The sequence below is a fragment of the Sphingopyxis sp. OPL5 genome (assembly GCF_003797775.2).
In the GTDB taxonomy this organism is placed as follows: Bacteria; Pseudomonadota; Alphaproteobacteria; order Sphingomonadales; family Sphingomonadaceae; genus Sphingopyxis.
In genome coordinates this window covers 2,135,761-2,159,836 of the sequence record NZ_CP060725.1, presented here as the reverse complement: position 1 = coordinate 2,159,836, position 24,076 = coordinate 2,135,761, and the positions used below count along the sequence as shown (strand labels likewise).

The 24,076-nt window shown below is 65.8% G+C and carries 27 protein-coding genes; 10 read left to right on the top strand and 17 right to left on the bottom strand.

The window, feature by feature from the left end; genetic code table 11:
* Positions 1-54: 54 nt before the first annotated feature.
* Positions 55-2,208, top strand: a complete 2,154-nt coding sequence (locus EEB18_RS10255) for a S9 family peptidase (RefSeq protein ID WP_187141770.1) — start codon at positions 55-57, stop codon at positions 2,206-2,208.
* 24 nt (positions 2,209-2,232) lie between these two features.
* Here the strand turns inward: EEB18_RS10255 and EEB18_RS10250 are convergent, their stop codons facing one another.
* The 7 genes from EEB18_RS10250 to EEB18_RS10220 all read right to left on the bottom strand — a co-directional run bounded on the left by EEB18_RS10250 (position 2,233) and on the right by EEB18_RS10220 (position 9,582).
* A complete protein-coding gene (locus tag EEB18_RS10250; protein ID WP_316248989.1) occupies positions 2,233-3,120 on the bottom strand; it encodes an HAD family phosphatase in 888 nt (295 codons plus the stop codon).
* Positions 3,121-3,217: 97 nt separating this feature from the next.
* The gene (gene ykgO, locus EEB18_RS10245) at positions 3,218-3,343 is read right to left on the bottom strand and encodes a type B 50S ribosomal protein L36 (RefSeq protein WP_003046794.1); all 126 of its coding nucleotides are present in this window, start codon (positions 3,341-3,343) and stop codon (positions 3,218-3,220) included.
* Between the two features lie 294 nt (positions 3,344-3,637).
* Complete coding sequence (gene galE / locus EEB18_RS10240; RefSeq protein WP_187141763.1) at positions 3,638-4,657, bottom strand: UDP-glucose 4-epimerase GalE; 1,020 nt, start codon at positions 4,655-4,657, stop codon at positions 3,638-3,640.
* Positions 4,658-4,848: 191 nt separating this feature from the next.
* The gene (gene rpoN / locus EEB18_RS10235) at positions 4,849-6,306 is read right to left on the bottom strand and encodes an RNA polymerase factor sigma-54 (protein WP_187141762.1); all 1,458 of its coding nucleotides are present in this window, start codon (positions 6,304-6,306) and stop codon (positions 4,849-4,851) included.
* A 144-nt stretch (positions 6,307-6,450) separates the two neighbouring features.
* The gene (lptB, locus tag EEB18_RS10230; protein WP_056341710.1) at positions 6,451-7,266 is read right to left on the bottom strand and encodes an LPS export ABC transporter ATP-binding protein; all 816 of its coding nucleotides are present in this window, start codon (positions 7,264-7,266) and stop codon (positions 6,451-6,453) included.
* A gap of 88 nt (positions 7,267-7,354) precedes the next feature.
* A complete protein-coding gene (gene pgmG / locus EEB18_RS10225) occupies positions 7,355-8,743 on the bottom strand; it encodes a phosphoglucomutase/phosphomannomutase PgmG (RefSeq protein WP_262408194.1) in 1,389 nt (462 codons plus the stop codon).
* Positions 8,744-8,772: 29 nt separating this feature from the next.
* Entirely contained in the window at positions 8,773-9,582 is an 810-nt protein-coding gene (locus EEB18_RS10220; protein WP_410468127.1) for a division plane positioning ATPase MipZ, read from the bottom strand.
* An 82-nt stretch (positions 9,583-9,664) separates the two neighbouring features.
* Between EEB18_RS10220 and panC the strand changes: the two genes are divergently transcribed.
* The gene (gene panC / locus EEB18_RS10215; RefSeq protein WP_187141761.1) at positions 9,665-10,504 is read left to right on the top strand and encodes a pantoate--beta-alanine ligase; all 840 of its coding nucleotides are present in this window, start codon (positions 9,665-9,667) and stop codon (positions 10,502-10,504) included.
* Between the two features lie 140 nt (positions 10,505-10,644).
* Positions 10,645-10,959, top strand: a complete 315-nt coding sequence (locus tag EEB18_RS10210) for a sel1 repeat family protein (protein ID WP_056341699.1) — start codon at positions 10,645-10,647, stop codon at positions 10,957-10,959.
* Here the strand turns inward: EEB18_RS10210 and EEB18_RS10205 are convergent.
* Genes EEB18_RS10205 through EEB18_RS10190 form a run of 4 tightly spaced genes read right to left on the bottom strand, consistent with a single transcriptional unit; the run spans position 10,956 to position 13,501 of the window.
* Entirely contained in the window at positions 10,956-12,107 is a 1,152-nt protein-coding gene (locus tag EEB18_RS10205; protein WP_187141760.1) for a GNAT family N-acetyltransferase, read from the bottom strand. The two genes, EEB18_RS10210 and EEB18_RS10205, sit on opposite strands and share 4 nt — an antisense overlap.
* Before the next feature lie 8 nt (positions 12,108-12,115).
* A complete protein-coding gene (locus EEB18_RS10200; protein WP_187141759.1) occupies positions 12,116-12,580 on the bottom strand; it encodes a RidA family protein in 465 nt (154 codons plus the stop codon).
* Between the two features lie 10 nt (positions 12,581-12,590).
* Complete coding sequence (locus EEB18_RS10195) at positions 12,591-13,232, bottom strand: HAD family hydrolase (RefSeq protein ID WP_187141758.1); 642 nt, start codon at positions 13,230-13,232, stop codon at positions 12,591-12,593.
* Positions 13,229-13,501, bottom strand: a complete 273-nt coding sequence (locus tag EEB18_RS10190) for a DUF3572 domain-containing protein (RefSeq protein ID WP_056341688.1) — start codon at positions 13,499-13,501, stop codon at positions 13,229-13,231. The genes EEB18_RS10195 and EEB18_RS10190 overlap by 4 nt, the downstream gene beginning before the upstream one ends.
* Positions 13,502-13,590: 89 nt before the next feature.
* Here EEB18_RS10190 and EEB18_RS10185 point away from each other — a divergent pair, with 89 nt between their 5' ends.
* Entirely contained in the window at positions 13,591-13,953 is a 363-nt protein-coding gene (locus tag EEB18_RS10185) for a response regulator (protein WP_187141757.1), read from the top strand.
* Between the two features lie 19 nt (positions 13,954-13,972).
* Positions 13,973-14,314, top strand: coding sequence for a hypothetical protein (locus tag EEB18_RS10180; RefSeq protein WP_187141756.1), 342 nt, complete (start codon positions 13,973-13,975; stop codon positions 14,312-14,314).
* A 43-nt stretch (positions 14,315-14,357) separates the two neighbouring features.
* Here the strand turns inward: EEB18_RS10180 and EEB18_RS10175 are convergent, their stop codons facing one another.
* Positions 14,358-14,498, bottom strand: coding sequence for a hypothetical protein (locus EEB18_RS10175; protein WP_187141755.1), 141 nt, complete (start codon positions 14,496-14,498; stop codon positions 14,358-14,360).
* A gap of 135 nt (positions 14,499-14,633) precedes the next feature.
* Between EEB18_RS10175 and EEB18_RS10170 the strand changes: the two genes are divergently transcribed.
* Positions 14,634-15,119, top strand: coding sequence for an Lrp/AsnC family transcriptional regulator (locus EEB18_RS10170; RefSeq protein ID WP_187141754.1), 486 nt, complete (start codon positions 14,634-14,636; stop codon positions 15,117-15,119).
* A gap of 342 nt (positions 15,120-15,461) precedes the next feature.
* Positions 15,462-15,860 carry a hypothetical protein gene (locus EEB18_RS10165; RefSeq protein ID WP_187141753.1) on the top strand — a complete coding sequence of 133 codons (399 nt, stop codon included), beginning with the start codon at positions 15,462-15,464 and terminating at the stop codon, positions 15,858-15,860.
* A 122-nt stretch (positions 15,861-15,982) separates the two neighbouring features.
* On the opposite strand, the gene rpmG is transcribed toward EEB18_RS10165, so the two are convergent.
* The 3 genes from rpmG to gltX form a co-directional block, all read right to left on the bottom strand.
* Positions 15,983-16,150 carry a 50S ribosomal protein L33 gene (rpmG, locus tag EEB18_RS10160; RefSeq protein WP_056341677.1) on the bottom strand — a complete coding sequence of 56 codons (168 nt, stop codon included), beginning with the start codon at positions 16,148-16,150 and terminating at the stop codon, positions 15,983-15,985.
* Between the two features lie 216 nt (positions 16,151-16,366).
* A complete protein-coding gene (locus EEB18_RS10155; protein ID WP_187141752.1) occupies positions 16,367-17,095 on the bottom strand; it encodes an energy transducer TonB in 729 nt (242 codons plus the stop codon).
* 143 nt (positions 17,096-17,238) lie between these two features.
* Entirely contained in the window at positions 17,239-18,549 is a 1,311-nt protein-coding gene (gene gltX / locus EEB18_RS10150; RefSeq protein ID WP_187141751.1) for a glutamate--tRNA ligase, read from the bottom strand.
* Between the two features lie 106 nt (positions 18,550-18,655).
* Between gltX and EEB18_RS10145 the strand changes: the two genes are divergently transcribed.
* Positions 18,656-19,864 (top strand): sensor domain-containing diguanylate cyclase, encoded by a 1,209-nt coding sequence (locus EEB18_RS10145; protein ID WP_187141750.1) that lies wholly within the window; start codon positions 18,656-18,658, stop codon positions 19,862-19,864.
* Here EEB18_RS10145 and EEB18_RS10140 read toward each other — a convergent pair.
* Both EEB18_RS10140 and EEB18_RS10135 read right to left on the bottom strand, forming a co-directional pair.
* Entirely contained in the window at positions 19,861-21,519 is a 1,659-nt protein-coding gene (locus EEB18_RS10140; protein ID WP_187141749.1) for an NAD+ synthase, read from the bottom strand. The two genes, EEB18_RS10145 and EEB18_RS10140, sit on opposite strands and share 4 nt — an antisense overlap.
* Positions 21,520-21,550: 31 nt before the next feature.
* Positions 21,551-22,051 (bottom strand): DUF2306 domain-containing protein, encoded by a 501-nt coding sequence (locus tag EEB18_RS10135; RefSeq protein WP_187141748.1) that lies wholly within the window; start codon positions 22,049-22,051, stop codon positions 21,551-21,553.
* Positions 22,052-22,180: 129 nt separating this feature from the next.
* Here EEB18_RS10135 and EEB18_RS10130 point away from each other — a divergent pair, with 129 nt between their 5' ends.
* Positions 22,181-22,987 carry a LytTR family DNA-binding domain-containing protein gene (locus EEB18_RS10130; protein ID WP_187141747.1) on the top strand — a complete coding sequence of 269 codons (807 nt, stop codon included), beginning with the start codon at positions 22,181-22,183 and terminating at the stop codon, positions 22,985-22,987.
* A gap of 69 nt (positions 22,988-23,056) precedes the next feature.
* Entirely contained in the window at positions 23,057-23,992 is a 936-nt protein-coding gene (locus EEB18_RS10125; protein ID WP_056341658.1) for a ribose-phosphate pyrophosphokinase, read from the top strand.
* Positions 23,993-24,076: the final 84 nt, after the last annotated feature.

Genomic DNA, 24,076 nt, shown 5'->3' with positions numbered 1-24,076 from the left:
CGATCCGGCCCATCGGGGGCGGCACCGCGGAGTTTCCTGATGCGCGCTATTTGGATGTTTATGGCGGCAATTGCCACCCCGCTTGTCGCGGCCCCGGGCGCTTTCGCCGAAGAGAAAGAGACAGCATTGACCGACAACACCCCTGCCCTGTCCGCCGCCCCCGTCGCGGACAAGCGGCCGCACGAGATGACGCTGCACGGCAAGACGCTGTCCGATCCGTACCACTGGCTGAAGGATGACAGCTATCCGGTCGTCGATGACAAGGATGTGCTCGATTATGTCAAAGCCGAAAATGCGTATTTCGACGCGCAGATGAAGCCGCATGCGGCGCTGGTCGAGACTTTGTTCCAGGAGATGAAGGGCCGGATCAAGGAGGCCGATTCCTCGGTGCCGCAGAAGGACGGCGACTGGACCTATTGGGTCGAATATGAGGAGGGCGCCGAGTATAAGAAATGGTACCGCAAGCCCGCGTCAGGCGCCGGCGAGGCCGCGCTGATCCTCGACGAGGTCGCGATGGCGAAGGACAAGGATTATTTCCGCCTCGCCGAACTGTCGATCAGCCCCAACGGCAAGCTGATGGCCTATTCATTCGACGACAATGGCTCCGAACGCTTCGAGGTGTGCATCCGCAACCTCGAAACCGGTGAGATGTTGCCCGACGTCATCCCCGGCACCCTGTCGTCGCTGGTCTGGACCTCGGGCAATGACGCGATCCTCTATGGCCTCGCCAACGAGAATTGGCGCACCGACAATGTCCGACTGCACAAGCTCGGCACGCCGATCGCGGACGATAAATTGCTCTACAAGGAGGCCGACATCGGTTTCGGGGTCGGCATCGGCAAGACCGCCGCCGACAATTATATCGTCATCGCGACGGGTGATAACGAAACCAGCGAGGTCTATCTGCTCCCGGCCGACAATCCCGAGGCGCCGATGCAGCTGGTGTCGGCGCGGAAAAAGGGCCGCGAGTACAGCGTCGATGAACGCGACGGCACCCTCTACATCCACACCAATGACGAGCATCCCAACTTCCGCGTCGCCACCGCCAGCGTGAAAACGCCCGGCGAGTGGAAGACTTTGATCCCCGGGTCGGATCACAGCTACATCACCGGTTTCTCGGTGTTCCGCGATTATTTCGTGCTCGAGGCGCGCGAGGACGGGCTCGACCAGGTCGATGTCCGCCAATATGACGCGCCGCTGACCCCGGGCCGGATCCAGTTCCCCGCCGCTACTTATGTGGCGGGGCTTGGCGACAATCCCGAATATCATCAGGACAAGCTCCGGCTCGACTATGAATCGATGGTCACCCCCGACACCGTCTATGATTACGACCTCGCGAGCGGAAAGCTCGAAACGCTGAAGGTCCAGGAAATTCCCTCAGGTTACGACGCGACGCAATATGTAACCGAACGGGTTAACCTGCCGAGCCGCGACGGCAAGACGATGATCCCCGCCTCGCTCGTCTACAAAAAGGGGACGAAGCTCGACGGCAGCGCGCCGATGCACCTCTATGCCTATGGCAGCTACGGCTATCGCGTCCCGCCGGGCTTTTCGACGACGCGGCTCAGCCTCGTCGATCGCGGCATGGTCTATGCGATCGCGCATGTCCGCGGCGGCGACGATCTGGGCCGCGAATGGTATCTGGAGGGCAAGACCGACCGCCGCAAAAACACCTTCAACGATTTCATCGACGTCGCGAAGGGCCTGATCGCCAAAAAATATACCAGCGCCGGCAAGATTTCAGTCGAAGGTCGCTCGGCGGGCGGGCAGGTGATGGGGGTGATCTATAATGAAGCGCCCGAATTGTGGGGCGCGGTGCTCGCGGGGGTGCCCTTCGTCGACGTGATCAACACGATGGTCGACGAAACGCTACCGCTAACCCCCGGCGAATGGCCCGAATGGGGCAATCCGATCACCGACAAGGCGGCGTTCGATTATATGCTGAGCTACAGCCCCTATGACAATGTCACCGCCAAGGCCTATCCGCCGATGCTGGTGTCGGCAGGCCTCAACGACCCGCGCGTGACCTATTGGGAACCCGCCAAATGGGTCGCCAAGCTGCGCGCGACGCGCACCAACGACGCGACTTTGCTGCTGCGCACCAACATGGGCGCGGGCCACGCCGGCAAGTCGGGCCGCTGGGGCGCCCTGCGCGAGGATGCCGAGGAATTCGCCTTCGTGCTGACCCAGCTGGGGGTGGAGAAATAAGGACGCGAGCGGTCCCGGCCAGCGCTATAAATTCCACTTTAAAGCGCTGGCATCAACGACATCGCTCTTCATGTGTCGGACGAATGCGTCCTTCAGCCACTCTCTGTGCTTCCCCCATTTGTCTGGGTCGTTTGTCCAGTCGATTCCCTCGGCTTCGAAAAGCCAATCGACAAACTGATAGGCGGCAACCGGCCCGCTTTCGGGGATGAACATGTCAACGTGTGACGGCTCATCCTCGACGATCCCACCACACCAGCCGAAACGAATGCAGCATTCATCCATCAAGGCGTCGAATCCCGCTTCATTCCTGAAGAAGCCCCGGTCAAAAAGTTCGGATTCCAGTGTTTCAGCATCGCGAAACACATGCCCCGCGATTCCGACCGATTCAGCGCCCGCGACATTCGCCGCGACATCGTCGATGAACAGCGCACCCGCCGGATCGATCCCGAATCGCGCGATCGCGAGGCGGTAGATCGCGGGGTCGGGCTTCATCAGCTTCTCGGTGCCCGAGACGATGATATCGTGAAAGCGGTCGAACACCGGTTGGGTCGGGCGGAAACCCTCCCAGAAATCATGCCCGAAATTGGTGATCGCGAACAGCGGCACCCCCGCGGCATCGAGCCGCTCGACCAGTTCGAGGCTGCCGGAAACCGGGCCGGGGATCGTCTCGTTGAAGCGCGTGCCATAGGCATCGATCAACGCGGCGTGATCGGGATATTCAAGCTTTCGCTCGGCGACCATCTCGGCGGCAGGGCGGCCGGCGTCGTGCTGGAAATGCCACCCCGGCGTGATGATGTTGCCGACGAAATATTCGAGTTCCTGCTCGTCGGCAATCAGCTTGGCGAACAGATGCCGCAAATCCCAGTCGAACAGGACCTTGCCGACGTCGAAGATAACGCAGCGATCGATCATACAAACGCCAGACACGCGAAAGCGCCGCCGGAAGGGTCCGACGGCGTTACGCGGTTCAGCAAAAGCAAACGGGGCGGTTCAGCCCCGCGCTGGGGCATCAGCCCTGGCGCGCCTTGAAGCGGCGGTTGGTCTTGTTGATCACATAGGTCCGGCCGCGACGGCGGATCACGCGGTTGTCCCGGTGGCGGTCCTTCAGCGACTTCAGGCTGTTGCGAATCTTCATGATCTTGTGTCCGTAAAAACTCAGGCGGTAACGCGAAGCGGCGCAACTATGGGGACGCGGGCCAAAAGTCAACCGGCTTGGCGGCGATTCAGCCCCCACGGTCGTGATTGAATTGGGTTCACGCGGAGGCGCGGAGACGCGGAGAAGAAGAAATTTTCGCGCAGAGACGCAGAGACCGCAGAGGAGAAAGAAAAAGGCGGCAAAGCCGCCCATCCTCCCTCTTCCTCCTCTCCGCGTCTCCGCGTGAACAAATCTCTGCGCCCTCTGCGCCTCTGCGCGAATCCCTTTAAAGGGTCAGGCCGCCAGCCGCCGTTCGGCCAGCGCGCGCTCCCACGCCAGCGCGTGGGCGACGATCGTGTCGAGGTCGGCGTGCTGCGGCTGCCAACCGAGGGTGCCGCGAATCGCGCCATTGTCGGCGATAAGCGCGTCGGGATCGCCCGCGCGGCGGTCGCCCAGGCGGCGCTCGATCTTGCGATTCGTCGCGCGGTCGACCGCGTCTAGCACTTCGAGCACCGAGAAGCCGCGGCCGTAGCCGCAGTTCAATTGGTGGCTGGCCTGAGGATTGGCGATCAGCGCGTCGAGCGCAAGCAGATGCGCCGCGGCAAGGTCGCTGACATGGATATAGTCGCGCACCCCGGTGCCGTCGGGGGTGGCGAAGTCGGTGCCGAACACATCGACATGGCTGCGGCGGCCGAGCGCCGCCTCGACCGCGACCTTGATCAGGTGGGTCGCGCCGGCGGTCGACTGGCCGCTGCGCGCCTTGGGATCGGCGCCCGCGACGTTGAAATAGCGCAGCGCAGCATAGTTGAAGTCGTGCGCGAAGGCGACATCGGCGAGCATCGCCTCGGTCATCAGTTTCGACATGCCATAGGGGTTGATCGGCCGCTGCGGCGCATCTTCGCGCACCGGAATCGTATCGGGGATCCCGTACGTCGCGGCGGTCGAGGAGAAGATGAAATGGCGCACCCCGGCGTGGACCGCGGTGTCGATCAGCGACCGGCTGCGCGCGCTGTTGTTGTCATAATATTTGAGCGGGTTGGTCACCGATTCGGGCACCACGACCGACCCCGCGAAATGCATGATCGCGCCGACATCCTGTTCGGCGACGATCCGCGTAACGAGCGCCGCGTCGGCGATGTCGCCTTCGTAAAAGGCCGCAGCCTTCGGCACCGCCCAGCGGAAGCCCGTTACCAGATTGTCGAGCACTGTAACGGACCAGCCGGCGTCGAGCAGCGCGAGCACCGCGTGGCTGCCGATATAGCCGGCACCGCCGGTCACGAGAATGGTGAAGGGATGGGCAGGCGCAGAGGTCACAGGATTTCGGCTCCTTTGGCCCGAAAGCTAGCCGCGGCGTGGTTAGGAATTGGTTAGCGACGCCCTGAAAGCAGCCCGTTTTCCGTTCGTATCGAGCGAAGTCAGGATACACGAAGGCTTGCGCTGCGGATAGGTGTCTCGACTTCGCCTGACACGAATGGAGTTTAAGCCGGGTTCGCGGACGACTGGGCCTACCCCGCCAAAGCCTTTTGCCGCCGCCTTTGCACCGACGAGCCATAACCCATCGCCTCGCGATATTTGACCACGGTGCGCCGCGCGATGTCGTGGCCCTCGGCCGACAGCTTCTGCGCGATCGTCTCGTCGGACAGGATCGCCTTGCCGTCCTCGCCCTCGATCATCGCCTTGATCCGGCTCTTGATAGATTCGGACGACACCGCGCCGTCGCCCTCGGTCGCCGAAATGCCGCTCGAAAAGAAATATTTGAGTTCGAACAGCCCGCGCGCGCAGGAGAGGTATTTGTTGCTGGTCACCCGGCTGACGGTCGATTCGTGCATGCCGATTTCCTCGGCGACCTGGCGCAGGGTCAGCGGGCGCATATGCGCGACGCCGTGGAGGAAAAAGCCTTCCTGCTGCTTGACGATCGCGCTCGCGACCTTGACGATCGTGCGCTGGCGCTGGTCGAGCGCGCGGACGAGCCAGTTGGCGCCCGCGAGCTGCTCGGACAGCCACGCCTTGCTCTTCGCCGCAGCGCCGGTGGCGAGTTCGGTGTAATAGCGGCGGTTGACGAGCAGGCGCGGCAAGGTGCCGCCGTTGATCTCGACCGCCCAGCCCTTGCCGGTGTGACGGACGTAGATGTCGGGCACGACGGTCTGCGACACGCTGGCGCCGAAGCGCAGTCCGGGCTTGGGATCATAACCGCGCAGCTCGCGGATCATGTCGGCGAGATCTTCGTCGTCGACGCCGCAGATCCGCTTGAGCTGCGGGAAGGCGCCCTTGGCGACCAGATCGAGATGCGCGATCATCGTCGCCATCGCGGGGTCGTAACGATCGGCCTCACGCGCCTGGATCGCGATGCATTCGGCCAGGTCGCGGCCGCCGACGCCCGAAGGATCGAAGCACTGCACCCCCGCGAGCACGGTTTCGACGAGTGCGAGCGGGACGCCGAGCCGCTGCGCAAGGTCGGCGAGGTCGGCGCGAAGGTAACCCGCCTCGTCGATCATCGCGACAAGCTGTTCGGCGATCAGCGCCTCCAGCCCCGAGAAGCGCTCGCCGACCTGCGCGAGCAGATGCTCGTAAAGGCTGTCGGCCTCCCCGGCGAAACTGTCGAAATCGATGCCTTCGCTGTCGCCCGACAGGCCGACGCTGTCGCTCGCGCTGTCGTGGTGGAAACTTTCCGCGCCCAGATCGACGTCGAGATCGTCGGTCGCGCCGCTGTCGGACGCGAGCGCCTGGTCGGCGTCGAGCGTCGCGGCCTCGGCAGGCGTCGCGTCGCCCTCGGGCGCTTCGTCCCCTGCGCCATCGCTGTCGGGCGAGGCGGTGTCGAGCAACGGATTGCCCTCAAGCGCTTCAGCCAGATAGGCGTCGAGTTCGAGGTTCGACAACGCCAGCAGCTTGATCGCCTGCTGCAGCTGCGGCGTCATCACCAGCGATTGCGACTGGCGGAGATCGAGGCGCGGACCGAGCGCCACTAGGAATTAGCGGCCTTCTATCCCGTTTGTGTCGAGCGAAGTCGAGACACGTGAAGCCATGCACGAACTCGGCGTGTCTCGACTTCGCTCGACACAAACGGAAACCAGAACAAGCTTATTCGACACCGACACGGCCCCATTCCCTCACAGGGAGAAACCCTCGCCGAGGTAGAGGCGGCGCACCTCGGGGTCGGCGACGAGTTCGGCGGGCGACCCGGCGAGCAGCACCTTGCCGTCGTAGATGATACAGGCGCGATCGACGAGGTCGAGCGTTTCGCGGACGTTGTGGTCGGTGATCAGCACCCCGATGCCGCGCGTCTTGAGGTCGGCGACAAGGTCGCGAATGTCCGAAATCGACAGCGGATCGATGCCCGCGAACGGTTCGTCGAGCAGCATGATCGACGGGTTCGCGGCCAGCGCCCGCGCGATTTCGGCGCGGCGGCGTTCGCCGCCCGACAGCGCCATCGCGGCGGCGCTGCGCAGCCGGGTCAGGCCGAATTCGTCGAGCAATTCCTCGAGCCGGCGTTCGCGCGACACGCGGTCGGGCTCGCTGAGTTCGAGCACCGCACTGATATTCTGTTCCACCGTCATGCCGCGAAAGATCGAGGTTTCCTGCGGAAGATAGCCGAGACCGAGGATCGCGCGGCGGTACATCGGCAGCGCGGTGATGTCGGCGCCGTCGAGCATGATGCGTCCCGCGTCGGGCTTCACCAGCCCCATGATCGAATAGAAGCAGGTCGTCTTGCCGGCGCCGTTCGGCCCGAGCAGACCCACGACCTCGCCCTTGCCGACCGAGAGCGAGACGTCGGAGAGCACGACGCGCTTGTCATAGCTTTTGGCGATCGAGACGACCGCGAGCCCGTTGCCCGCCGCCGCCTCTTCCTGGACATGCGCGGTGTGTTCGGAAACGCCATGATCGCCGCTGGCTGGCGGGGTCGCGAGGGTAGAGTCGTCGGTCATATCGTCGTCGCTGTCCGTCCAAAGATTGGCACCGCACTACCCGAGGAGCGCCGCAAAGGTCAATCTGGCAAGATTATTGCAGGGACTGTCAGTGCGCGGCCTGCGGTCCGCGCACGACGCCCGACAACGCGAGTTGTTCGTCGATCGCGGCCATCAGCCGGTCGAGCGCCGCCTCGTCCTTCGCCTCGGCGCGCGCGACGAGCACGTCCTGCGTGTTCGACGCCCGGAGCAGCCACCAACCGTCGGCGGTGAGCACGCGCGCGCCATCGGTGCGGTCGACTTCGGCCCCCGATGCCGCGAGGCGGGCGAGAACCTCATCCACAATGGCGAACTTGCGCACCTCATCGACCTGGAAGCGCAACTCCGGCGTGTTGACCATCGGCGCCATGAGCCCACGCAATTCGGTGACGCTCTGCCCGAGCTTGGTCGCGGCCTCGATCAGGCGGATCGCCGCGTAAGGCGCGTCGTCATAGCCATAATAGCGGTCGGCGAAGAAGATATGGCCGCTCATCTCACCCGCGAGCGGACTGCCGGTTTCCTTCATCTTCGCCTTGATCAGGCTGTGGCCGGTTTTCCACATCATCGGCTGACCGCCCAATTCGGCGACGCGGTCGAACAAGGCCTGGCTGGCCTTCACGTCGGCGATCACCGTGGCGCCCGGAATATCCCGGAGCACCGCCGCGGCATAGATTTGCAGCAGCTGGTCGCCCCAGATCACCCGGCCCTGCCCGTCGATCGCGCCAATGCGATCGCCATCTCCATCGAAAGCGACGCCGAAATCGAGATTCCTCTCGGCGACGAGCTTGCGCAAGTCCGCCAGATTCTTTTCCTCAGTGGGATCGGGATGGTGGTTCGGGAAATGGCCGTCGATGTCGGTAAACAGCAGGAAATGCTCGCCGGGAAGCCGCGCCGTCAATTTCTCGATGACCGTGCCGGCGGCGCCGTTACCGGCGTCCCAGCCGATGCGGTAGGCGGCGCCGGCGAAGCCCTCGACCAGCCGATCGACATAGGCGTCGACGATATCGATGCTCTGCGACGATCCCTCGCCGCTGTCCCAGTCGCCCGTGGCCGCCATCGTCCCGATGCCCGCGATGTCGGCGCCGTAGAAGGGGCGACCCTGAAACACCATCTTGAAGCCGTTATAGTCGGGGGGGTTGTGGCTGCCGGTTATCTGTATGCCGCCGTCCACCTCTTCGGTTGACGCGGCATAATAGAGCATCGGCGTCGGGCCGAGCCCGACATTCAGCGCATCGATCCCGGCGGCGTTGATCCCTTCGATCAGCGCCTCGGCGAGCATTGGCGACGACAGGCGGCCGTCATAACCGACCGCGACCGACCTGCCGCCCGCGCGCCGGATCAACGTCGCGAAGCTGCGCCCGATAGCATAGGCGTCGGCGGCCGACAGCGTGTCGCCGACGACCCCGCGGATGTCATATTCGCGCAGCATCGTCGGGTGAAAAACATGCGTCTGGGTCATGGGTCGCTCGCTTTCGGGGGAGAAGGAGGTCAGGCGGCGGCGAACAGGTCGCCGTCGGGATGCAGCCGCTCGCGCGCCGGCAGGTTAAGCCCTGCCATCGCTTCGCGCAGCTCCTGCCGCGCGACGACATGGCCGATCCCCATGCCGCCTAGATGCGCCTTGTCGAGCAGGGTGAGGCCGGCGGGGAAAAGTTCGCGGTAGATGACGCGCTCGCCAAGGCCCGGGATGACGCGAAAGCCGACGCGGCGTGACAATTGGGTCAGCGCCTCGCCGACGCGGCGCATATTATGCGCGTCGACATGCTGGAGGCGGTTGCGCAGGATGATCCAGTCGATCGTCCGCCCATCGGTCTTGGCGCGCGCCTTGCGGGTGTCCCAGATCAGCTCCGAATAGAAGCTGGGGCGGGTGACCTGGAAACTTTCGGGATCGACCTGCCCGATCAGGTCGAAATCGATGAAGCTGTCGTTGATCGGGGTGACGAGGGTGTCGGCGCTGGTCGCGAGGTGGCGCGCGAAGATATCGTCGCGGCCCGGGGTGTCGGCGACAAAATAGTCGGCGCCTTCGGACAGGCGCGCGACCTGCGCGTCGAGTTCCTCGATCGTCGACCCTTCGAACACTTCGAAATGGGGGGTCGGCAGCGCGATGTCGCGCCGCTTTTCGGTCGCGCGGCGATTTTCGAGATAGCGGTGGAAGGTGCGCTGGCGCGGGTCGAGGTCGAGCCCGGCGACGCGCCAGCCCTGGCTCGCCAGCGCCACCGCGAAATGCACGGCGCAGGTCGATTTGCCCGTCCCGCCCTTTTCATTGGCAAAGATGATGCGGTGCGGCGCGGGAGTCATCATGATCGTTGCGAATTTCCTGTCGGCGGCGCATGGGGCCGCATGGGGTGGCGTCTCAGCCGCCATTATCGGAGGGCGGGCAGCCGTGCAAATCATCCGTGACATCGCCACTTTGCACCGCGCGGTCGACGCCCTGAAACGGGACGGAAAAAGCGTCGCGCTGGTCCCCACCATGGGGGCGCTGCACGACGGACATCTGTCGCTGGTCCGCATGGGCAAGCGTGTCGCCGACCATGTCGTGGTGTCGATCTTCGTCAATCCGACCCAGTTCGGCCCCAACGAGGATTTCGCCGCCTACCCGCGCGACGAGGCGCGCGACGCCGCGCTGCTCGCCGACGAAGGCGTCGCGCTGCTGTGGGCGCCCGACGTCGCGGTCATGTATCCCGCCGGGCACAGCACCCATATCGAGGTTGCCGAACTGGGCGGCGATTATTGCGGCGCGGCGCGGCCGGGGCATTTCGACGGGGTCGCCACCGTCGTCGCCAAATTGTTCAACCAGGTGCGCGCCGATGTCGCGATCTTCGGCGAGAAGGACTGGCAGCAACTGGCGATCATCCGCCGCATGGCGCGCGACCTCGATTTCAAGCTCGACATATTGGGCGCCCCGATCGCGCGCGATCGCGACGGACTCGCGATGTCGTCGCGCAACGCCTATCTCAGCGAAGACCAGCGCGCCGCCGCGACCGCCTTTCCCGATGCGCTGAAAACCGCGGCGGCGGCGATCGCCGGCGGCGGCGATGTCGGCGCGGCGCTGGCCGCCGCCGAAGCGGCGATCCTGGCGGGCGGTTTCGACAGCGTCGATTATGTCGCGCTCGCCGATGCCGACAGCCTTGAAAGATTGAAGGTTTTTCGCGCCCCTGCCCGCCTTCTGGCGGCGGCCCGAATCGGAAAAACGCGGCTGATCGACAATTATCCCGTCGGCTGATTGACGCCGAAAATGGCCGATTCCGGTTGGTTTCAGACCTTATCCCCGAAAAAGTCCGATCGTCGTTAACGCTTTGTTGACCATGATCCGCAAGGTTGGGACCCGAAGCTTCCTGTGGGGGGAAGCGACAGGGGGTTATCATGGCCAACAGTCTGAAGTCTGCGCAATATCTGATCGAAAGCCGCTTGCTCGATGCCGCCCGCGGCGACGCCAATGCCTATTTCGATCTGGGGATCGCCTTTTCGACCGGCAGCGGCGGGGTCGATGTCGACCTGATCCAGGCGCATAAATGGTTCAACCTCGCGGCGCTCGGCGGCAACAAGGAAGGCCAGCAATGCCGCGCCGACCTGTCCGACGAAATGAGCCGCGACGAAATCGCCGAAGCCCAGCGCCAGGCGCGCGCCTGGCTCGACGAAACCGCGCGCCGCCCGGCTGCCCGGCGGTTTGCGGCCTAGTCCTTTCGCCGGAAGGGCATATGCCCCTCGAGCCAGTCCATTTCGGCTTCCTCGGCACGGCGTTCCGTTTCCAGATAATCGGCGACCGCGCGCCGGAAGCCCGGATCGGCGATATAATGCGCCGACCAGGTCGCGACCGGGCCATAGCCCCGCGCGAGCTTGTGCCCGCCCTGCGCACCCGCCTCGACCCGCCCCAGGCCGCGTTCGATCGCGATATCGATCGCGCGGTAATAGCATAGTTCGAAATGCAGATAGGGGATGTCGACGAGGCAGCCCCAGTAACGCCCGTAGAGCGTGTCGGCGCCGATGAAATGCATCGCGCCGGCCAGCGGCCGGTCGTTCGCGTCATAGGCAAGGACGAGAATGATATCGTCCGCCATCTGCGCCCCCATCAGGTCGAACGCTTCGCGCGTCAGATAGGGCTGGCCCCATTTGCGCGCGCCGGTATCCTGATAGAAAAGCCACATCGCGTCCCAATGCTCATGGCGGATCGCGGCGCCGGTGAACTCCTCGATCCGCAGACCCTCGACCGCCCGCGCGCGCTCCTTGCGCAGTTGCTTGCGTTTCGCCGAGGTCAGCGTGCCAAGGAAATCGTCGAAGCCGGCATAACCCGCATTGGCGAAATGGAACTGGATGTCGCGGCGGACGAGCCAGCCGGCCTCCTCGAACAACCGCATCTGGTCGGGCGCGACGAAGGTGGCGTGCGCCGACGACAGGCCGTTCTGGCGCACCACCGCCTCGGCGGCGCGAATCAGCAGCAGCGCGTCGTCGCGATTCTGCGACAACAGGCGCGGCCCCGGCACCGGGGTGAAGGGCGCCGCGATCTGCAACTTGGGATAATAATCGCCGCCGGCGCGTGCCCAGGCATCGGCCCACGCATGGTCGAAGACATATTCGCCCTGGCTGTGGGTCTTGAGATAGGCGGGCGCCGCGGCGAGCAGCGTCCCCGCCTCATCCTCGACGAGCAACGGCGCCACCTGCCAGCCGGTGCCCGGCCCGACGCTGCCCGATCGTTCGAGCAGCGACAGAAAGGCATGGCCGATGAAGGGGTTGCCGCCGTCGTGGAGCGCATCCCACGCCGCGGCCTCGATCGCCGCGACGCCGGTGCCGAGCGAGATGGTGCGCGCGGGCGGGTCGGCTTCGGCCATGCCAGCCCTTAGGCCGGCCGCACCGCGACGATCGCGTCGGCCTCGACCGCGGCACCGAGCGGCAGCACCGCGACGCCGACCGCCGCGCGGGCGTGACGGCCGGCGTCGGCGAAGAGCGATTCGAACAGTTCGGACGCGCCGTTCGCGACCTTGGCCTGATCGGTGAAATCGGGCGTGCTGTTCACGAACACGCCGAGCTTCACGACCTTCTCGATGCGCGACCAGTCGCCGCCCAGCGCATTGCCGATCTGCGCGAGCAGCATCAGCGCGCAGCGCCGCGCGGCGTCGTAACCGCCCGCGACATCGACATCGGCGCCGAGGCGGCCGGTGACGACCTTGCCGTCGTCGAAGGGGAGCTGGCCGCTGACATAGAGCATGCCGCCTTGTTCGACGACGGGCACATAGGCGGCGACGGGCGCGGCGGCCTTGGGCAGTTCGAGGCCGAGATCGGCGAGCTTTGCGGCGATATCCATGGGAGGTTCCTTATACGGCGAGCGGGGCGGGGGCGGGAGTATTTTCGGCGAGGCGCGCCAATATCCAGTCCTGCGCCTCGGTCCAATTGTCGATGCGGGCATGGGCATGTTTCGACGGCGCGATCTTGTCGGCGATCGCGGGTTCACCAACCAGATGAAGCCGCCAGACGTCGGGCGCGACCTCCGCCACCGACGTGTGATGCCCGCCAAGGTCGTCGATGAACACCGCGACCGAGGGTTGATATTCCTCGATCAGGCGGCGCACCGGTTCGCCCTTGCCGCCGCGGCTGCCGATGACGGGGGCGTGAAAATTATGCAGCGCGAGCTGGTCGATACGGCGCTGCTGATGCTCGGGGCCGACGTTGGTGAGCACGACGATATCGGCGTGTCTGGCGATCTCCGCCATCGCGGCGAGCGCGCCCGGGATCGGATATTGGCGGGTCATTTCGGTGGTGAAGAAACCGTCGAGGAGCGGCCAGACCTCGGCGGCCTCGAGCGGCGTGCCGCATTCCTTGCGCTTCAATGCGCCGGCGAAGCTCGCATCTTCGATGCGGAAGAGCACACCATGTTCTTCATCGACCCATTTGGCGAAAGGCACGACCATGTGCATCAGCACCTCGTCGCAATCGGTGATGACGAGCGGGCGGTTCATATCTCGATCCTTTCGTCGCCGGACAGGCGATGGGCGGCGGCGGCGATGTCTTCGGGTTTCCGGTCGAGCCCCACCGCGCAGGCGACAAGATCGGCCTCATGCGCGGTCAGGAACGACAGGATCGCGGCGAGCGTCGAGCGTTCGCCGAGCGATTCGCGCAAGTCGTCGGGCGCCAGGCCGGTGAGCGCGAGCAGCCGTTCGGCGCGCGGCTCGTCGGTCAGGATCCAGCCCAGCGCGCTCAGCGCCAGCGCTTCGTCGGCATCGTGCAAGTCGGTTTTCCCTTTCGCGGGAGGCAATTGTATCGCCGCGCCGATTCGCCTAAACCGGCGCCGAACGCAAGGTGGGGACGTGAAATATCATGGGCAAGACCATATTGGTCGTCGAGGATAATGAACTCAACCTGCGCCTGTTCTGCGACCTGCTCAACGCCCATGGCTATAGCGCCCATCCGGTGCGCGACGGGCGCGACGCGCTGGCAAGGGCGCATGAGGTGTCGCCCGACCTGATCATCATGGACATCCAGTTGCCGCATGTCAGCGGGCTCGAACTGATCGGCCAGATGAAGGCCGACCTGACCTTGCGCGCGGTGCCGATCATGGCGGTCACCGCCTATGCGGGCAAAGGCGACGAGGACCAGATCCGCGCCGCGGGGGCCGAGGCCTATGTCTCGAAGCCGATTTCGGTGATCAAGTTCATCGAGAGCGTCGGGGCGTTCGCCTGATCTGGGAGTGGCGCATCACATGGGCAGCTTTTCCGAGACCAAGGCGCTCTATTCAACCCTTGGACCGATACGTTTTTCCATATTGATGGGCGGAATGATCGCCTTCGGCCTAGCGTTCGCGGGGGCGGAAGCGTGGCTGTCCGGCAAGCTGAACTGGCCCGAGGCCTTTGGGTTCCAATGCCGCGGGAGGGGTTGCCTATTCACCAAAATGGGGCATAGCGGCCAATTGTTGGAAGCCGGAGGAGCCTATGCTTGGGGCCTCTTCGCGCTCTACTGGGCAATGCCCGCGATCGCAATTTGCGCGGTGATCGTAATCCGGCTCAGGCGGAGACGCCGCAATCCGATCCGGCCAATGGAATAGCGAGCTTGGCTAGCCAAGCTCGCTAAGACTGGCTGATGACCGATTAGTTGCGATCGGTACGCTTGCCACGCGCCGCGTCATTCCACGGGGCGGCATAATGGACCGCGACTGCGGTCGCCGAGGTTTCGATCATCGCCGCGAACAACCGGTTGATCCAGTTGGTTTCGTTTGTCGTGTGGGTCATGGGGTATCTCCTGCGTCCGGACCGGCAAGGGAGGGGGAGAGCGGCCCGGACGCGATTCTTCTAATCCCGGGGCCGTGCCGATTGGCGCCGAAATTGACCATATGAACGACCAATTTTCGCGTTATGATGGGAATCATGCGAAAAATGCCCGATCTCGACCGTTTCGACCGCCGCCTGCTCGCGCTGGTGCGCGAGGATAATCTCCAGCCCGCGCGAATCCTCGCCGACAAGGTCGGGCTGTCGCTGTCGGCGGTGCTGCGCCGCCTGCGCCGTTTGCGCGAGGAAAAGGTGATCGTCGCCGATATCGCGGTGGTCGACCCTGCGCTGACCGGCTCGGCGCTGACGATGCATGTCCTCGTCCAGATGCAGCAGGCGGGGCCGCAGACGATGGACAATTTCGCGCGCGAGATCGTCCATCACCCCGAAATCACCGGCGCGTGGGACGTGACCGGCGACGACGACTTCCTGCTCAAGGTTCAGGTCGGCACGATGGAGGACTATGACCGCTTCACCCGCCGGGCGCTCGGCGAGGACAAGGGGGTGCATTCGTTCACGACGATGATCGCGATCCGCAACATCATCGAAAACGACATCGCACGGCGGCCTTTGCGCGAGGGGTGACGAGAAGACGCGGCGCGCCAGCAGGAGCGGATTGCCGTGCCGCGGATGTCGGTAAGATACGCAAAGGCGCAAAGGCGCGAAGATGTCGCGATGACCGCGAAGCGGCTCCATTCCCTTTGCGCTGCGCCGGACGCGGCGAAGATGGACAGGCGACCGTGCGGCCGCAAACCAACATCTTTGCGTCTTTGCGCGAAACCAAAAATCCCGCCCTGTCGGCCTTCAACGAAGCGTTATGGGCAGACCGCCGCCTCCGTCTATACGAAATAACCTCCCCAAAACGCCCTTCACCCGCGCACGAAAAAAAAGCGCGGCGCGCCATCGGTTTTCCTCCTAGGACGGCGCATGGCCTATTATCCCGACCTGACCCCCTTCGTGTATGGCGGCGCCGAACCCGACCCCGCGATTCTCAATATCGGCTGGCTCTGTTCGGATCACGCGATCGCTACGGCGGTGCCGGACGCGGCGTTCGTCGCGGCGCTGGCGAAGATCGCGGCCGATCCGATCAACCTCTATCGCGGCAGCCATCTCTGCGACTTCTGCCCCCACCCACCCACCATCCTGTCGCCGGGGGGTATTCCGATGCTCGACTCGCCCCGGGAAACCCGGGGCAATGGCGAAATTCGCGTCGAGGGGCAGGGCGGGTTGACCTATGTCGCGCCGGCGCTGATCCACCATTATGTGGTGGCGCATCATTATGCGCCGCCGCAAGCCTTCATCGACGCGCTAATGGCCGCTCGCTAGGCTGCGAAGCAGGCGGCGGCAGCGCACGAAAAAGGGCGGCGCAAAGGCCGCCCTCTGAATCCCGGCCTTCGCCGGGATGACGCATTTCCGACCCGCGCGCTTTCAACGCACGGGGAAACGCATCACTTGATCTTGGCTTCCTTGAACTCGACATGCTTGCGCACGACGGGGTCATATTTGCGCTGCGCCATCTTGTCGGTCATCGTGCGCGGGTTCTTCTTGGTGACATAGAAGAAGCCGGTGTCGGCGGTGCTCACGAGCTTGATCTTGACGGTCGTCGGCTTGGCCATGGCCCTGTTCCTCGAATAGTGACGCAGAAACCGGCGGGCGGTCGCGGCGCGCGGGGCGAAGACCCCGACTGATGTGTGAAAAACGACAGGGCAGCGCGCAAGCACGCCGCCCCCGATAAGCGCGCGCCTCTGACGGGATTCGGCGCTTGTGTCAAGCGAAACGAACGAGCGACGGCCAGTGTCAGGAGGCCGGCCGCCGCCCGCCCGGGAGAGACGTCAGGCGTTGCGGATCTCGAAACGCACCGTCATCTCCTTCCAGCTTTCCTCGGCCACGCCGCCGCGCGTCGCGGGCTTGAAGCGCCATTTGGCGAGCGCACGGCGCTTCGTCGCGTCGAAAAAGCCGGGGCTGTCGGTGCTGACCAGTTCGACCTGCTTCACCTTGCCGTCGCTGCCGATCAGCACTCGCACCCTGGCGACACCCTCGATCCCCTCACGCTGTTCGCGCGCCGGATAATCGGGCTGGAAATTGGCGAGGTGGCGCTGGTCGAGCTGCGCGAGGACCAGCTTGGGCGTGGGCGGCGCAGGTGGATCATAGGGGATCGAAGGCCCCGTTCCCGTTCCCGCCGGCGGCACGTAAATCTGTTCCGGCACGAAGATCGGGGTCTGCGCGATCGGCGGCAGCGTCGTGGGCGCCGTGGTGATCGGCGTTTGCTGCTGCCTGTGCTGCGGCGCCGGATCGGGTGCCGGCGGCGGCGGGAGCGGCTTTTCGATCGGGATCGAGATGACGGTGGTGGGCCCGGGTTTTTCGGTGATCACCGAAATCATCGGGGTCAGCGCCACGACGGTGAGCAGCGCGATCGGCACACCAACCGCGAAGACCGCGGCGAACGGACGATGGCCGGCGCCGGGACTATAGCTGCCGCGCTGCAGCAGCGAGCCACCGGCGGATGCCGCCGTCGCCGAGCGCGGCGACAGGGCGGCGGATATCAACGGTATCAGGGTCATGGCCTCTCTCCTTGCCGAACCGACCCGTGGCCGCCGCGCTTGTGCTGCTATCCGGCCTGGTCGCAATCATGTGATATTATAACATACCTGTGATTGTCAAGCGAAGAGGTCGGCAAGCGAATCATCGCGGGATACCGGGGGGTTCAGGCGGCGGAGAGCCGCACGATCGCCTGGTCCTTCGCGATCAGCGGCAGCAATTCGCCCATGTCGGGACCATGATCGCGGCCGGTGAGCGCACGGCGCAGCGGCAGGAACAGCGCGCGGCCCTTGGCGCCGGTCGCGTCCTTCACCGCATTGGTCAGCGCGTGCCATGGATCGGCGCCCCAATCGATGGCGGGCGCCGCGGCGGCGGCGGCGGCGAGCACCGCGCGGTCGGCGTCGGCGGCGGACGCCGGGGCCAGCGGTCCGTCGAACACCGCGACCCAGTCGGCCGCCTCGGCAACCGTCATCAAATTCGGGCGAATCGCGTGCCAGCGCGGGGCGTCGATCGCTGCGGGCAGGCGGTCGGCAACCGCCTCATGGCCCAGCTGGTGGACGATCTTCTGGTTGACCAGCGCCAGCTCGGCCTCGTCGAAACGCGCCGGGGCGCGGCCGAAATGGGCGAAGTCGATCGTTTCGATCAGCGGCGCGGCGTCGGTGACCGGCTCGACCGGGTCGCTGGTGCCGAGCCGCGCGAGCAGCGCGACGAGCGCGACCGGCTCGATCCCCTGTTCGCGCAAGCCATCCATCCCGAGCGAGCCCAACCGCTTCGACAATTTGCCCTCGGTCCCGACGAGCAGCGCCTCATGCGCGAAAGCGGGCGGAGCCGCGCCGAGCGCCGCGAACATCTGGATCTGCGCCGCGGTGTTCGACACATGGTCCTCGCCGCGCACGACGTGCGAAATGCCCATCGCGATATCGTCGATCACGCTCGGCAGCAGATAGAGCCAGCTGCCGTCGGCACGGCGCACCACCGGGTCGGACATCGATTTGGGGTCGAAACTCTGGTCGCCGCGGACCATGTCGGTCCATGCGATCATCGCATCATGGTCGAGCCGGAACCGCCAGTGCGGCGTCACGCCTTCGGGAACCGGGGCGTCGGCGGGCTTGCGCTCATACACCGGCGGCAGGCCGCGCGAGAGCAGCACCTTGCGGCGGATGTCGAGTTCCTCGGGGGTCTCGTAACAGGCATAGACGCGCCCCGCGCCCTTCAGCCGGTCGAATTCGCGCTCGTACAGGTCAAAGCGCGCCGACTGGCGCTCCTCGCCGTCGATATCGAGGCCGAGCCAGGCGAGATCGGCGCGAATGCCCGCGACATAGTCTTCCTTCGACCGTTCGCGGTCGGTGTCGTCGATACGCAGCAGGAAGCGCCCGCCGGCCTTGCGCGCCCACATCCAGTTGTGGAGCGCGGTGCGGACATTGCCGACATGGAGGTGGCCCGTCGGCGACGGGGCAAAGCGGGTGATCACGGTCATGCGCGCGCCTATAGCGCCATCGCGCCCCGCATGGCGACCCCAACTTCGCCTGCCGCGCGGTCAGGCTTAACCGCTTCTTTCCGCTTTCTGCGTAGCACCTCTCGTCATGGAGGGCGGAACCACAGGATGGCGGACGCGGCTGTGGCCGCGCGTGCCGGCGGCGATTGCCGACGAGCTGGCGCTGGCACGCGTCGCGCGGCTTCGGGTGCTCGTCCCGATCCTCTATTCGGTGATGATCGCGGTGATCCTCACCGCGATGATCGCCACCGCGGGCGACGCGCCGGCGCTCGCGACCGGCGACGAGGCGCCCTGGCTGGTCCGCTATGGTATGCCGCTGGCCGCGGTCGGGGTCGCCGCGATCCGGCTGGTCCACTGGCTGCGCCGCCGCACCGCGCCGATGAGCGCCGCCGCCGCGCACCGCCTGATCGGCCGGATGTTCCTGATCGCCATGCCGATCGCCGCGCTGTGCAGCGTCTGGGCGGCGTCGAGCTGGTGGCTGTCGGTCCCCGGCCAGCGCTCCTATTATCCGATGTTCGTGGTGATGGGCACGCTGACCACCGCCTTTTGCCTCGCCCCGGTGCGCGGCGCGACATTGTCGGTGATGGCGGCGGGAATCGGCCCCGTGGTCGCGCTGCTGATCGTCGCGGGCAACTGGATGGACCTGATCGCGGTCGCGATCACGCTGCTCGCCGCGGCGTTCCTCGTCCGGCTGGTGCTCGACCAGCATGGCCAGCAGGTCGAGATGCTGATGCTGCGCCGCCGGCTGCAACGCCAGGCGATGACCGACCCGCTGACCGGGCTCGCCAACCGCCGCGCGCTCCATATGGCCGCGGAGGAATTTTTCGCCGCGGGCGGTGCCGGGGCGGCGCTGGTCCTGATCGATCTCGACGGCTTCAAGCCGGTCAACGACCGCCACGGCCACGCCGCCGGCGATCTGTTGCTGATCGCGATCGGCGGGCGGCTGCGCGCGCAGGCGGGCGAAGCGGCGACCGTCGCGCGCGTCGGCGGCGACGAATTCGCGATATGGCTGCCCGGTTGCGATGCCGAAGCGCTCGATGTGCGGGCAAGCGCGCTGCTTGCGGCGCTTGCCGCGCCCTTCCCGATCGACGGCCAGCCGATTCGCATCGGTGCCAGCGCGGGACTGGCGCGCGCGCCCGACGACGGCGCCTCGCTGCTCGATCTGATGCGCAGCGCCGACGAAGCGCTTTATGCCGCCAAGCCGCAGCGCGACACCGCGCCGACCGCGACGGTCAGCCCGCTGGCGCCGCTCGCTGCGGCGACCCGGCCACGACGATCGCGAAAAGCACGCCGCTAAGCCGTGCGGAAACCGTGGGTGATCGGATAACGGCGGTCGCGCCCGAAGTTGCGCGTCGACAATTTGACCCCGGGCGGCGCCTGGCGGCGCTTATATTCGGCGATCGACAGCAGCCGCTCGATCCGGACCACCGCCTCGCGGTCGAAGCCATATTTCGCGACGACATCGTCGACGCTCTTTTCCTCCTCGACCAGCATGTGCAGCATCCGGTCGAGATCGGGATAGGCGGGCAGGCTGTCCTCGTCCTTCTGGTCGGGGCGCAGCTCGGCGCTCGGTGGCTTGGTGATGATGGTCTCGGGCATCACCGGGGTCGCCGGGTTGCGCGACAGGCGCGGGACATTCGCGTTGCGCCACTTCGCCGCGGCGAAGACCGTCATCTTATACGCGTCCTTGAGCGGATTATACCCGCCCGCCATGTCACCATAGATGGTCGCATAACCGACGCTCATCTCGCTCTTGTTGCCCGTGGTCAGCAGCATCGGACCAAATTTGTTGCTGAGCGCCATCAGCGTAACGCCGCGAATGCGCGACTGGACATTTTCCTCGGTGGTGTCGACAGCCGCGTCGGCGAAACTGTCCGACAGCATCGTGTCGAAGGCATCGACCGCCGGGGCGATCGATATGGTGTCGAGACGGCAGCCGATCATCGCCGCGCAGCCAGCGGCATCGTCGAGGCTTTCCTGGCTGGTGAAGCGGCTCGGCAGCATCACGCACCACACTTTGTCGGGACCGAGCGCGTCGGCGGCGATCGCGGCGCAGATCGCCGAATCGATCCCGCCCGACAGGCCGAGCACGACGCCAGGGAAGCGGTTGCGCTCGACATAGTCGCGCAGGGACAGGATCATCGCGCTGTAGATGTCGGCGGGATGCGCCTCCCACTCGGCGATCGTGCCGCTGTCGCAGCGCCAGCCGTCCGAACCCTTCGCCCAGTGGGTAACGCGCTCCTCGGCCTCCCAATCGGTGAGCCGGTGCGCGGTCGTCCCGTCGGCATTCAGCACGAAGGAGCAGCCGTCGAAGACGAGCTCGTCCTGCCCGCCGATGCGGTTGAGGAAGATGAGCGGCAGGCCGGTCTCGGCGACGCGGCCCGCGAAGACCTGCGTCAGCCGGCGATCGTCCTTGTCGATCTCATAGGGGCTGCCGTTGACCGAGATCAGCAGCTCGGCGCCTTGGTCGGCGAGATGCGCCGACACCTTGGGCAGCCAACCGTCCTCGCAGATCGGCAGGCCGAGCTTGATCCCGCGCCACTCGACCACGTCAGGGAGAGGGCCGGGGGCGAAGACGCGCTTTTCGTCGAAAGTGCCGTAATTGGGCAGTTCATGCTTGCGCCGCGTCGCGACGACGCGGCCACCGTCGAGCAGCGCGACGATATTGTAGAGCGCATCGCCGTCTCTTTCGACCGAGCCGACGAGCATCGCGGGGCCACCGTCGGCAGTCTCGGCGGCCAGTTCGGCGAGGATTTTTGCCGCCCGCTCGGCGAGTGCGGGCTTGAGCACCAGATCCTCGGGCGGATAGCCGATCAGCTGCAGCTCGGGATAGAGGAGCAGGTCGGCCTGCGGGTGCCGCGCGCGAACGGCACGCATCGCGTCGGCGTTGGCGGCAAGGTCACCGACGACCTGCGTCATCTGGGAAAGGACGATCGAGAGCTGCTGGGTCATGCCCTGCGGTTTAGGCCGAACCGTTCCGATTTCAACCGAAGACGAGCATCCACAATGTCCGGCCCGGCGCCATGGCGAAGAAGCCGGCAGCGAGCAGCCCGAAATAGACGCCGCGCATCGTCTTGAGGTGGCGATCGATCTGGCCGCTCCGCGCGAACCAGATGGCACGAGGCAGCTGCACCAGCGTCAGCACCGAGAAGAGGTGGATCGGGCCGATGCCGCCGGTGATCGTACGGATCCAGAAGCTGTCGATCGCGGTGACGATCATCAGCAGCGCCCAGACGCGCCCGCCGATGCGGTGCGCCGCGTCGCCCTTGACCGGACGCCACAGCAGCCAGGCGCCGAGCGGCAGCGCCGGGATCACCGTCGCGAGGTGGAGCTGGACGGCCCAAGCCGGGGTGCGATAGTCCGATGTCCCGGTGAAGGAGCGGACGAGCACCGCCGCGACGATCGCCCCCAGCACGATGAGCGCGGTGATGGCGATGCGGCGCAGGTTGGCAGCGCGGGCGGGCTTGGCGGCGAGAGCGGTCATGATGAAATCCCCGTTGGTCGATACGATGCCCTGTCCCTGCCTCGGCGCCGTTCGCGGGCAAGCAGGGCTTCGCAAAAACGGCGGATTTCTTCGCAAAACAGGCTGCTTCGCCGATTGACGCTTCGTGAAATGGCAGACACAAGACGCGACATGGCGAAAAGGCTGACGATTGAATTGCTGGTGATGGTGGCGCTCGGGCTGCTGATCGGGCTGCTCGGCCCCTTCGGCACATTCGACGCTCCGCCGGCGCAGCGGATGCTGAGCTGGGTGATCTGGTTGCTCGCCGGCTATGCGCTGTTTCGCCCGACCGGCGTGGTCGCCAGCTGGCTGTGCGAAGCCACCGGGATGCCGCGCGTTGCCGGCACTTTGCTCGCGCTCGTCGTCGCGAGCGTGCCGCTGACGCTGATCATCACGATGATGGCGATGCGCATGGATTTCGCCGCGGCGCTGCGCTGGCCGGGCTTCTGGACGATGTACCTCTATATTTGGGTCGTCTCGGCGGTCGTCTCGATCGCCATGGGCGCGGTCTTCCGGCGCGATGCGGCCGCATCCGAGGCGACCCCTGCGTTGGCGGGGCCGCCGTTGGCTGCAGCCCCTGTTCCCGGGCCCGCGCCGTCGCCACCCGAACCAGTCGCCGCCGCCTTGCTGCTGCCACCCGGTTTCGGCCCGGTGCGCGCGCTGAAGGGCGAGGATCATTATGTTCGCATCATCGGCGAAGGCCGCGAGGAGATGGTGCTGATGCGGATGCGCGACGCGATCGATCGGCTCGGCGACGCCGACGGCCTGCGTATTCACCGCAGCTGGTGGGTCGCCAGGGACGCGGTCGAAAGCGTGCGCCGCGAAGGCCGCACCGCGGTGATCGTCCTGAAAGGTGGCCACGAAGCACCGGTCGCGCGCGATATGATGCCCGCGTTGCGCGCGGCGGGGTGGCTTTAGGTCTTCCCCTTCGCGCCCCGGCTGGCTAAGGGCCGCGCATCATTCCCGCGCGAAAGGGCGTCGCACCCCATGAAACTGATCTCCGGCAACAGCAACCTGCCGCTGGCGCGCGCCATCGCCGACTATCTGGAACTGCCGCTGACCGACACCAGCGTCCGGCGCTTCGCCGACGAGGAAGTGTTCGTCGAAATCCACGAAAATGTCCGCGGCCAGGATGTCTTTGTCGTCCAGCCGACCAACTACCCCGCGAACGACAATCTGATGGAACTGTTGATCATCAACGACGCGCTGCGCCGCGCCTCGGCGAAGCGCATCACCGCGGTCGTTCCCTATTTCGGCTATGCCCGGCAGGATCGCAAACCCGGCCCGCGCACCCCGATCTCGGCCAAGCTCGTCGCCAACCTGATCACCACCTCGGGCGCTGACCGGGTGCTCGCGATCGACCTGCACGCGGGGCAGATCCAGGGCTTCTTCGATATCCCGACCGACAATCTCTATGCCGCACCGGTGATGAGCGCCGACATCCAGGCGCGCTTCGCAGGCAAGAATCTGATGGTCGTGTCGCCCGACGTCGGCGGCGTGGTGCGCGCCCGCGCGCTCGCCAAACGGCTCGACAACGCCCCTCTGGCGATCGTCGACAAGCGCCGCGAACGCGCCGGCGAATCGGAAGTCATGAACATCATCGGCGACGTGAAGGGGCGTTTCTGCATCCTGATCGACGATATCGTCGATTCGGCGGGCACTTTGTGCAACGCCGCCGCGGCGCTGAAGGCGGCGGGCGCCGAGGGTGTCGTCGCCTATTGCACCCACGGTGTGCTGTCGGGCGGTGCGGTCGCGCGCGTCGATGCGAGCGAGCTCACCGAACTGGTGATCACCGATTCGATCCAGCCGACCGACGCGGTCAACGACAGCGGCAAGGTCCGCGCGCTGACCGTTGCGCCGTTGCTCGGTGAGGCGATCAAGCGCATCGCCGACGAAAGCTCGGTCAGCAGCCTGTTCGACTGAGGCGCGACCGCCGGATTGCCTTGCCCCCGCTTTGCGCCCAGACTTGGCGCGAGGAAGGCACGACATGGGGCACGGCGATGACAA

Excerpts from the sequence above, each read along its gene's own strand:
- EEB18_RS10255 (WP_187141770.1), top strand. The coding sequence starts at position 55 with ATGTTTATGGCGGCAATTGCCACCCCGCTTGTCGCGGCCCCGGGCGCT.
- EEB18_RS10250 (WP_316248989.1), bottom strand. The coding sequence starts at position 3,120 with ATGATCGATCGCTGCGTTATCTTCGACGTCGGCAAGGTCCTGTTCGAC.
- ykgO (WP_003046794.1), bottom strand. The coding sequence starts at position 3,343 with ATGAAGATTCGCAACAGCCTGAAGTCGCTGAAGGACCGCCACCGGGAC.
- lptB (WP_056341710.1), bottom strand. The coding sequence starts at position 7,266 with ATGACCGACGACTCTACCCTCGCGACCCCGCCAGCCAGCGGCGATCAT.
- pgmG (WP_262408194.1), bottom strand. The coding sequence starts at position 8,743 with ATGACCCAGACGCATGTTTTTCACCCGACGATGCTGCGCGAATATGAC.
- EEB18_RS10220 (WP_410468127.1), bottom strand. The coding sequence starts at position 9,582 with ATGATGACTCCCGCGCCGCACCGCATCATCTTTGCCAATGAAAAGGGC.
- EEB18_RS10210 (WP_056341699.1), top strand. The coding sequence starts at position 10,645 with ATGGCCAACAGTCTGAAGTCTGCGCAATATCTGATCGAAAGCCGCTTG.
- EEB18_RS10205 (WP_187141760.1), bottom strand. The coding sequence starts at position 12,107 with ATGGCCGAAGCCGACCCGCCCGCGCGCACCATCTCGCTCGGCACCGGC.
- EEB18_RS10200 (WP_187141759.1), bottom strand. The coding sequence starts at position 12,580 with ATGGATATCGCCGCAAAGCTCGCCGATCTCGGCCTCGAACTGCCCAAG.
- EEB18_RS10195 (WP_187141758.1), bottom strand. The coding sequence starts at position 13,232 with ATGAACCGCCCGCTCGTCATCACCGATTGCGACGAGGTGCTGATGCAC.
- EEB18_RS10185 (WP_187141757.1), top strand. The coding sequence starts at position 13,591 with ATGGGCAAGACCATATTGGTCGTCGAGGATAATGAACTCAACCTGCGC.
- EEB18_RS10180 (WP_187141756.1), top strand. The coding sequence starts at position 13,973 with ATGGGCAGCTTTTCCGAGACCAAGGCGCTCTATTCAACCCTTGGACCG.
- EEB18_RS10175 (WP_187141755.1), bottom strand. The coding sequence starts at position 14,498 with ATGACCCACACGACAAACGAAACCAACTGGATCAACCGGTTGTTCGCG.
- EEB18_RS10170 (WP_187141754.1), top strand. The coding sequence starts at position 14,634 with ATGCGAAAAATGCCCGATCTCGACCGTTTCGACCGCCGCCTGCTCGCG.
- EEB18_RS10165 (WP_187141753.1), top strand. The coding sequence starts at position 15,462 with ATGGCCTATTATCCCGACCTGACCCCCTTCGTGTATGGCGGCGCCGAA.
- rpmG (WP_056341677.1), bottom strand. The coding sequence starts at position 16,150 with ATGGCCAAGCCGACGACCGTCAAGATCAAGCTCGTGAGCACCGCCGAC.
- EEB18_RS10155 (WP_187141752.1), bottom strand. The coding sequence starts at position 17,095 with ATGACCCTGATACCGTTGATATCCGCCGCCCTGTCGCCGCGCTCGGCG.
- gltX (WP_187141751.1), bottom strand. The coding sequence starts at position 18,549 with ATGACCGTGATCACCCGCTTTGCCCCGTCGCCGACGGGCCACCTCCAT.
- EEB18_RS10145 (WP_187141750.1), top strand. The coding sequence starts at position 18,656 with ATGGAGGGCGGAACCACAGGATGGCGGACGCGGCTGTGGCCGCGCGTG.
- EEB18_RS10140 (WP_187141749.1), bottom strand. The coding sequence starts at position 21,519 with ATGACCCAGCAGCTCTCGATCGTCCTTTCCCAGATGACGCAGGTCGTC.
- EEB18_RS10135 (WP_187141748.1), bottom strand. The coding sequence starts at position 22,051 with ATGACCGCTCTCGCCGCCAAGCCCGCCCGCGCTGCCAACCTGCGCCGC.
- EEB18_RS10130 (WP_187141747.1), top strand. The coding sequence starts at position 22,181 with ATGGCAGACACAAGACGCGACATGGCGAAAAGGCTGACGATTGAATTG.
- EEB18_RS10125 (WP_056341658.1), top strand. The coding sequence starts at position 23,057 with ATGAAACTGATCTCCGGCAACAGCAACCTGCCGCTGGCGCGCGCCATC.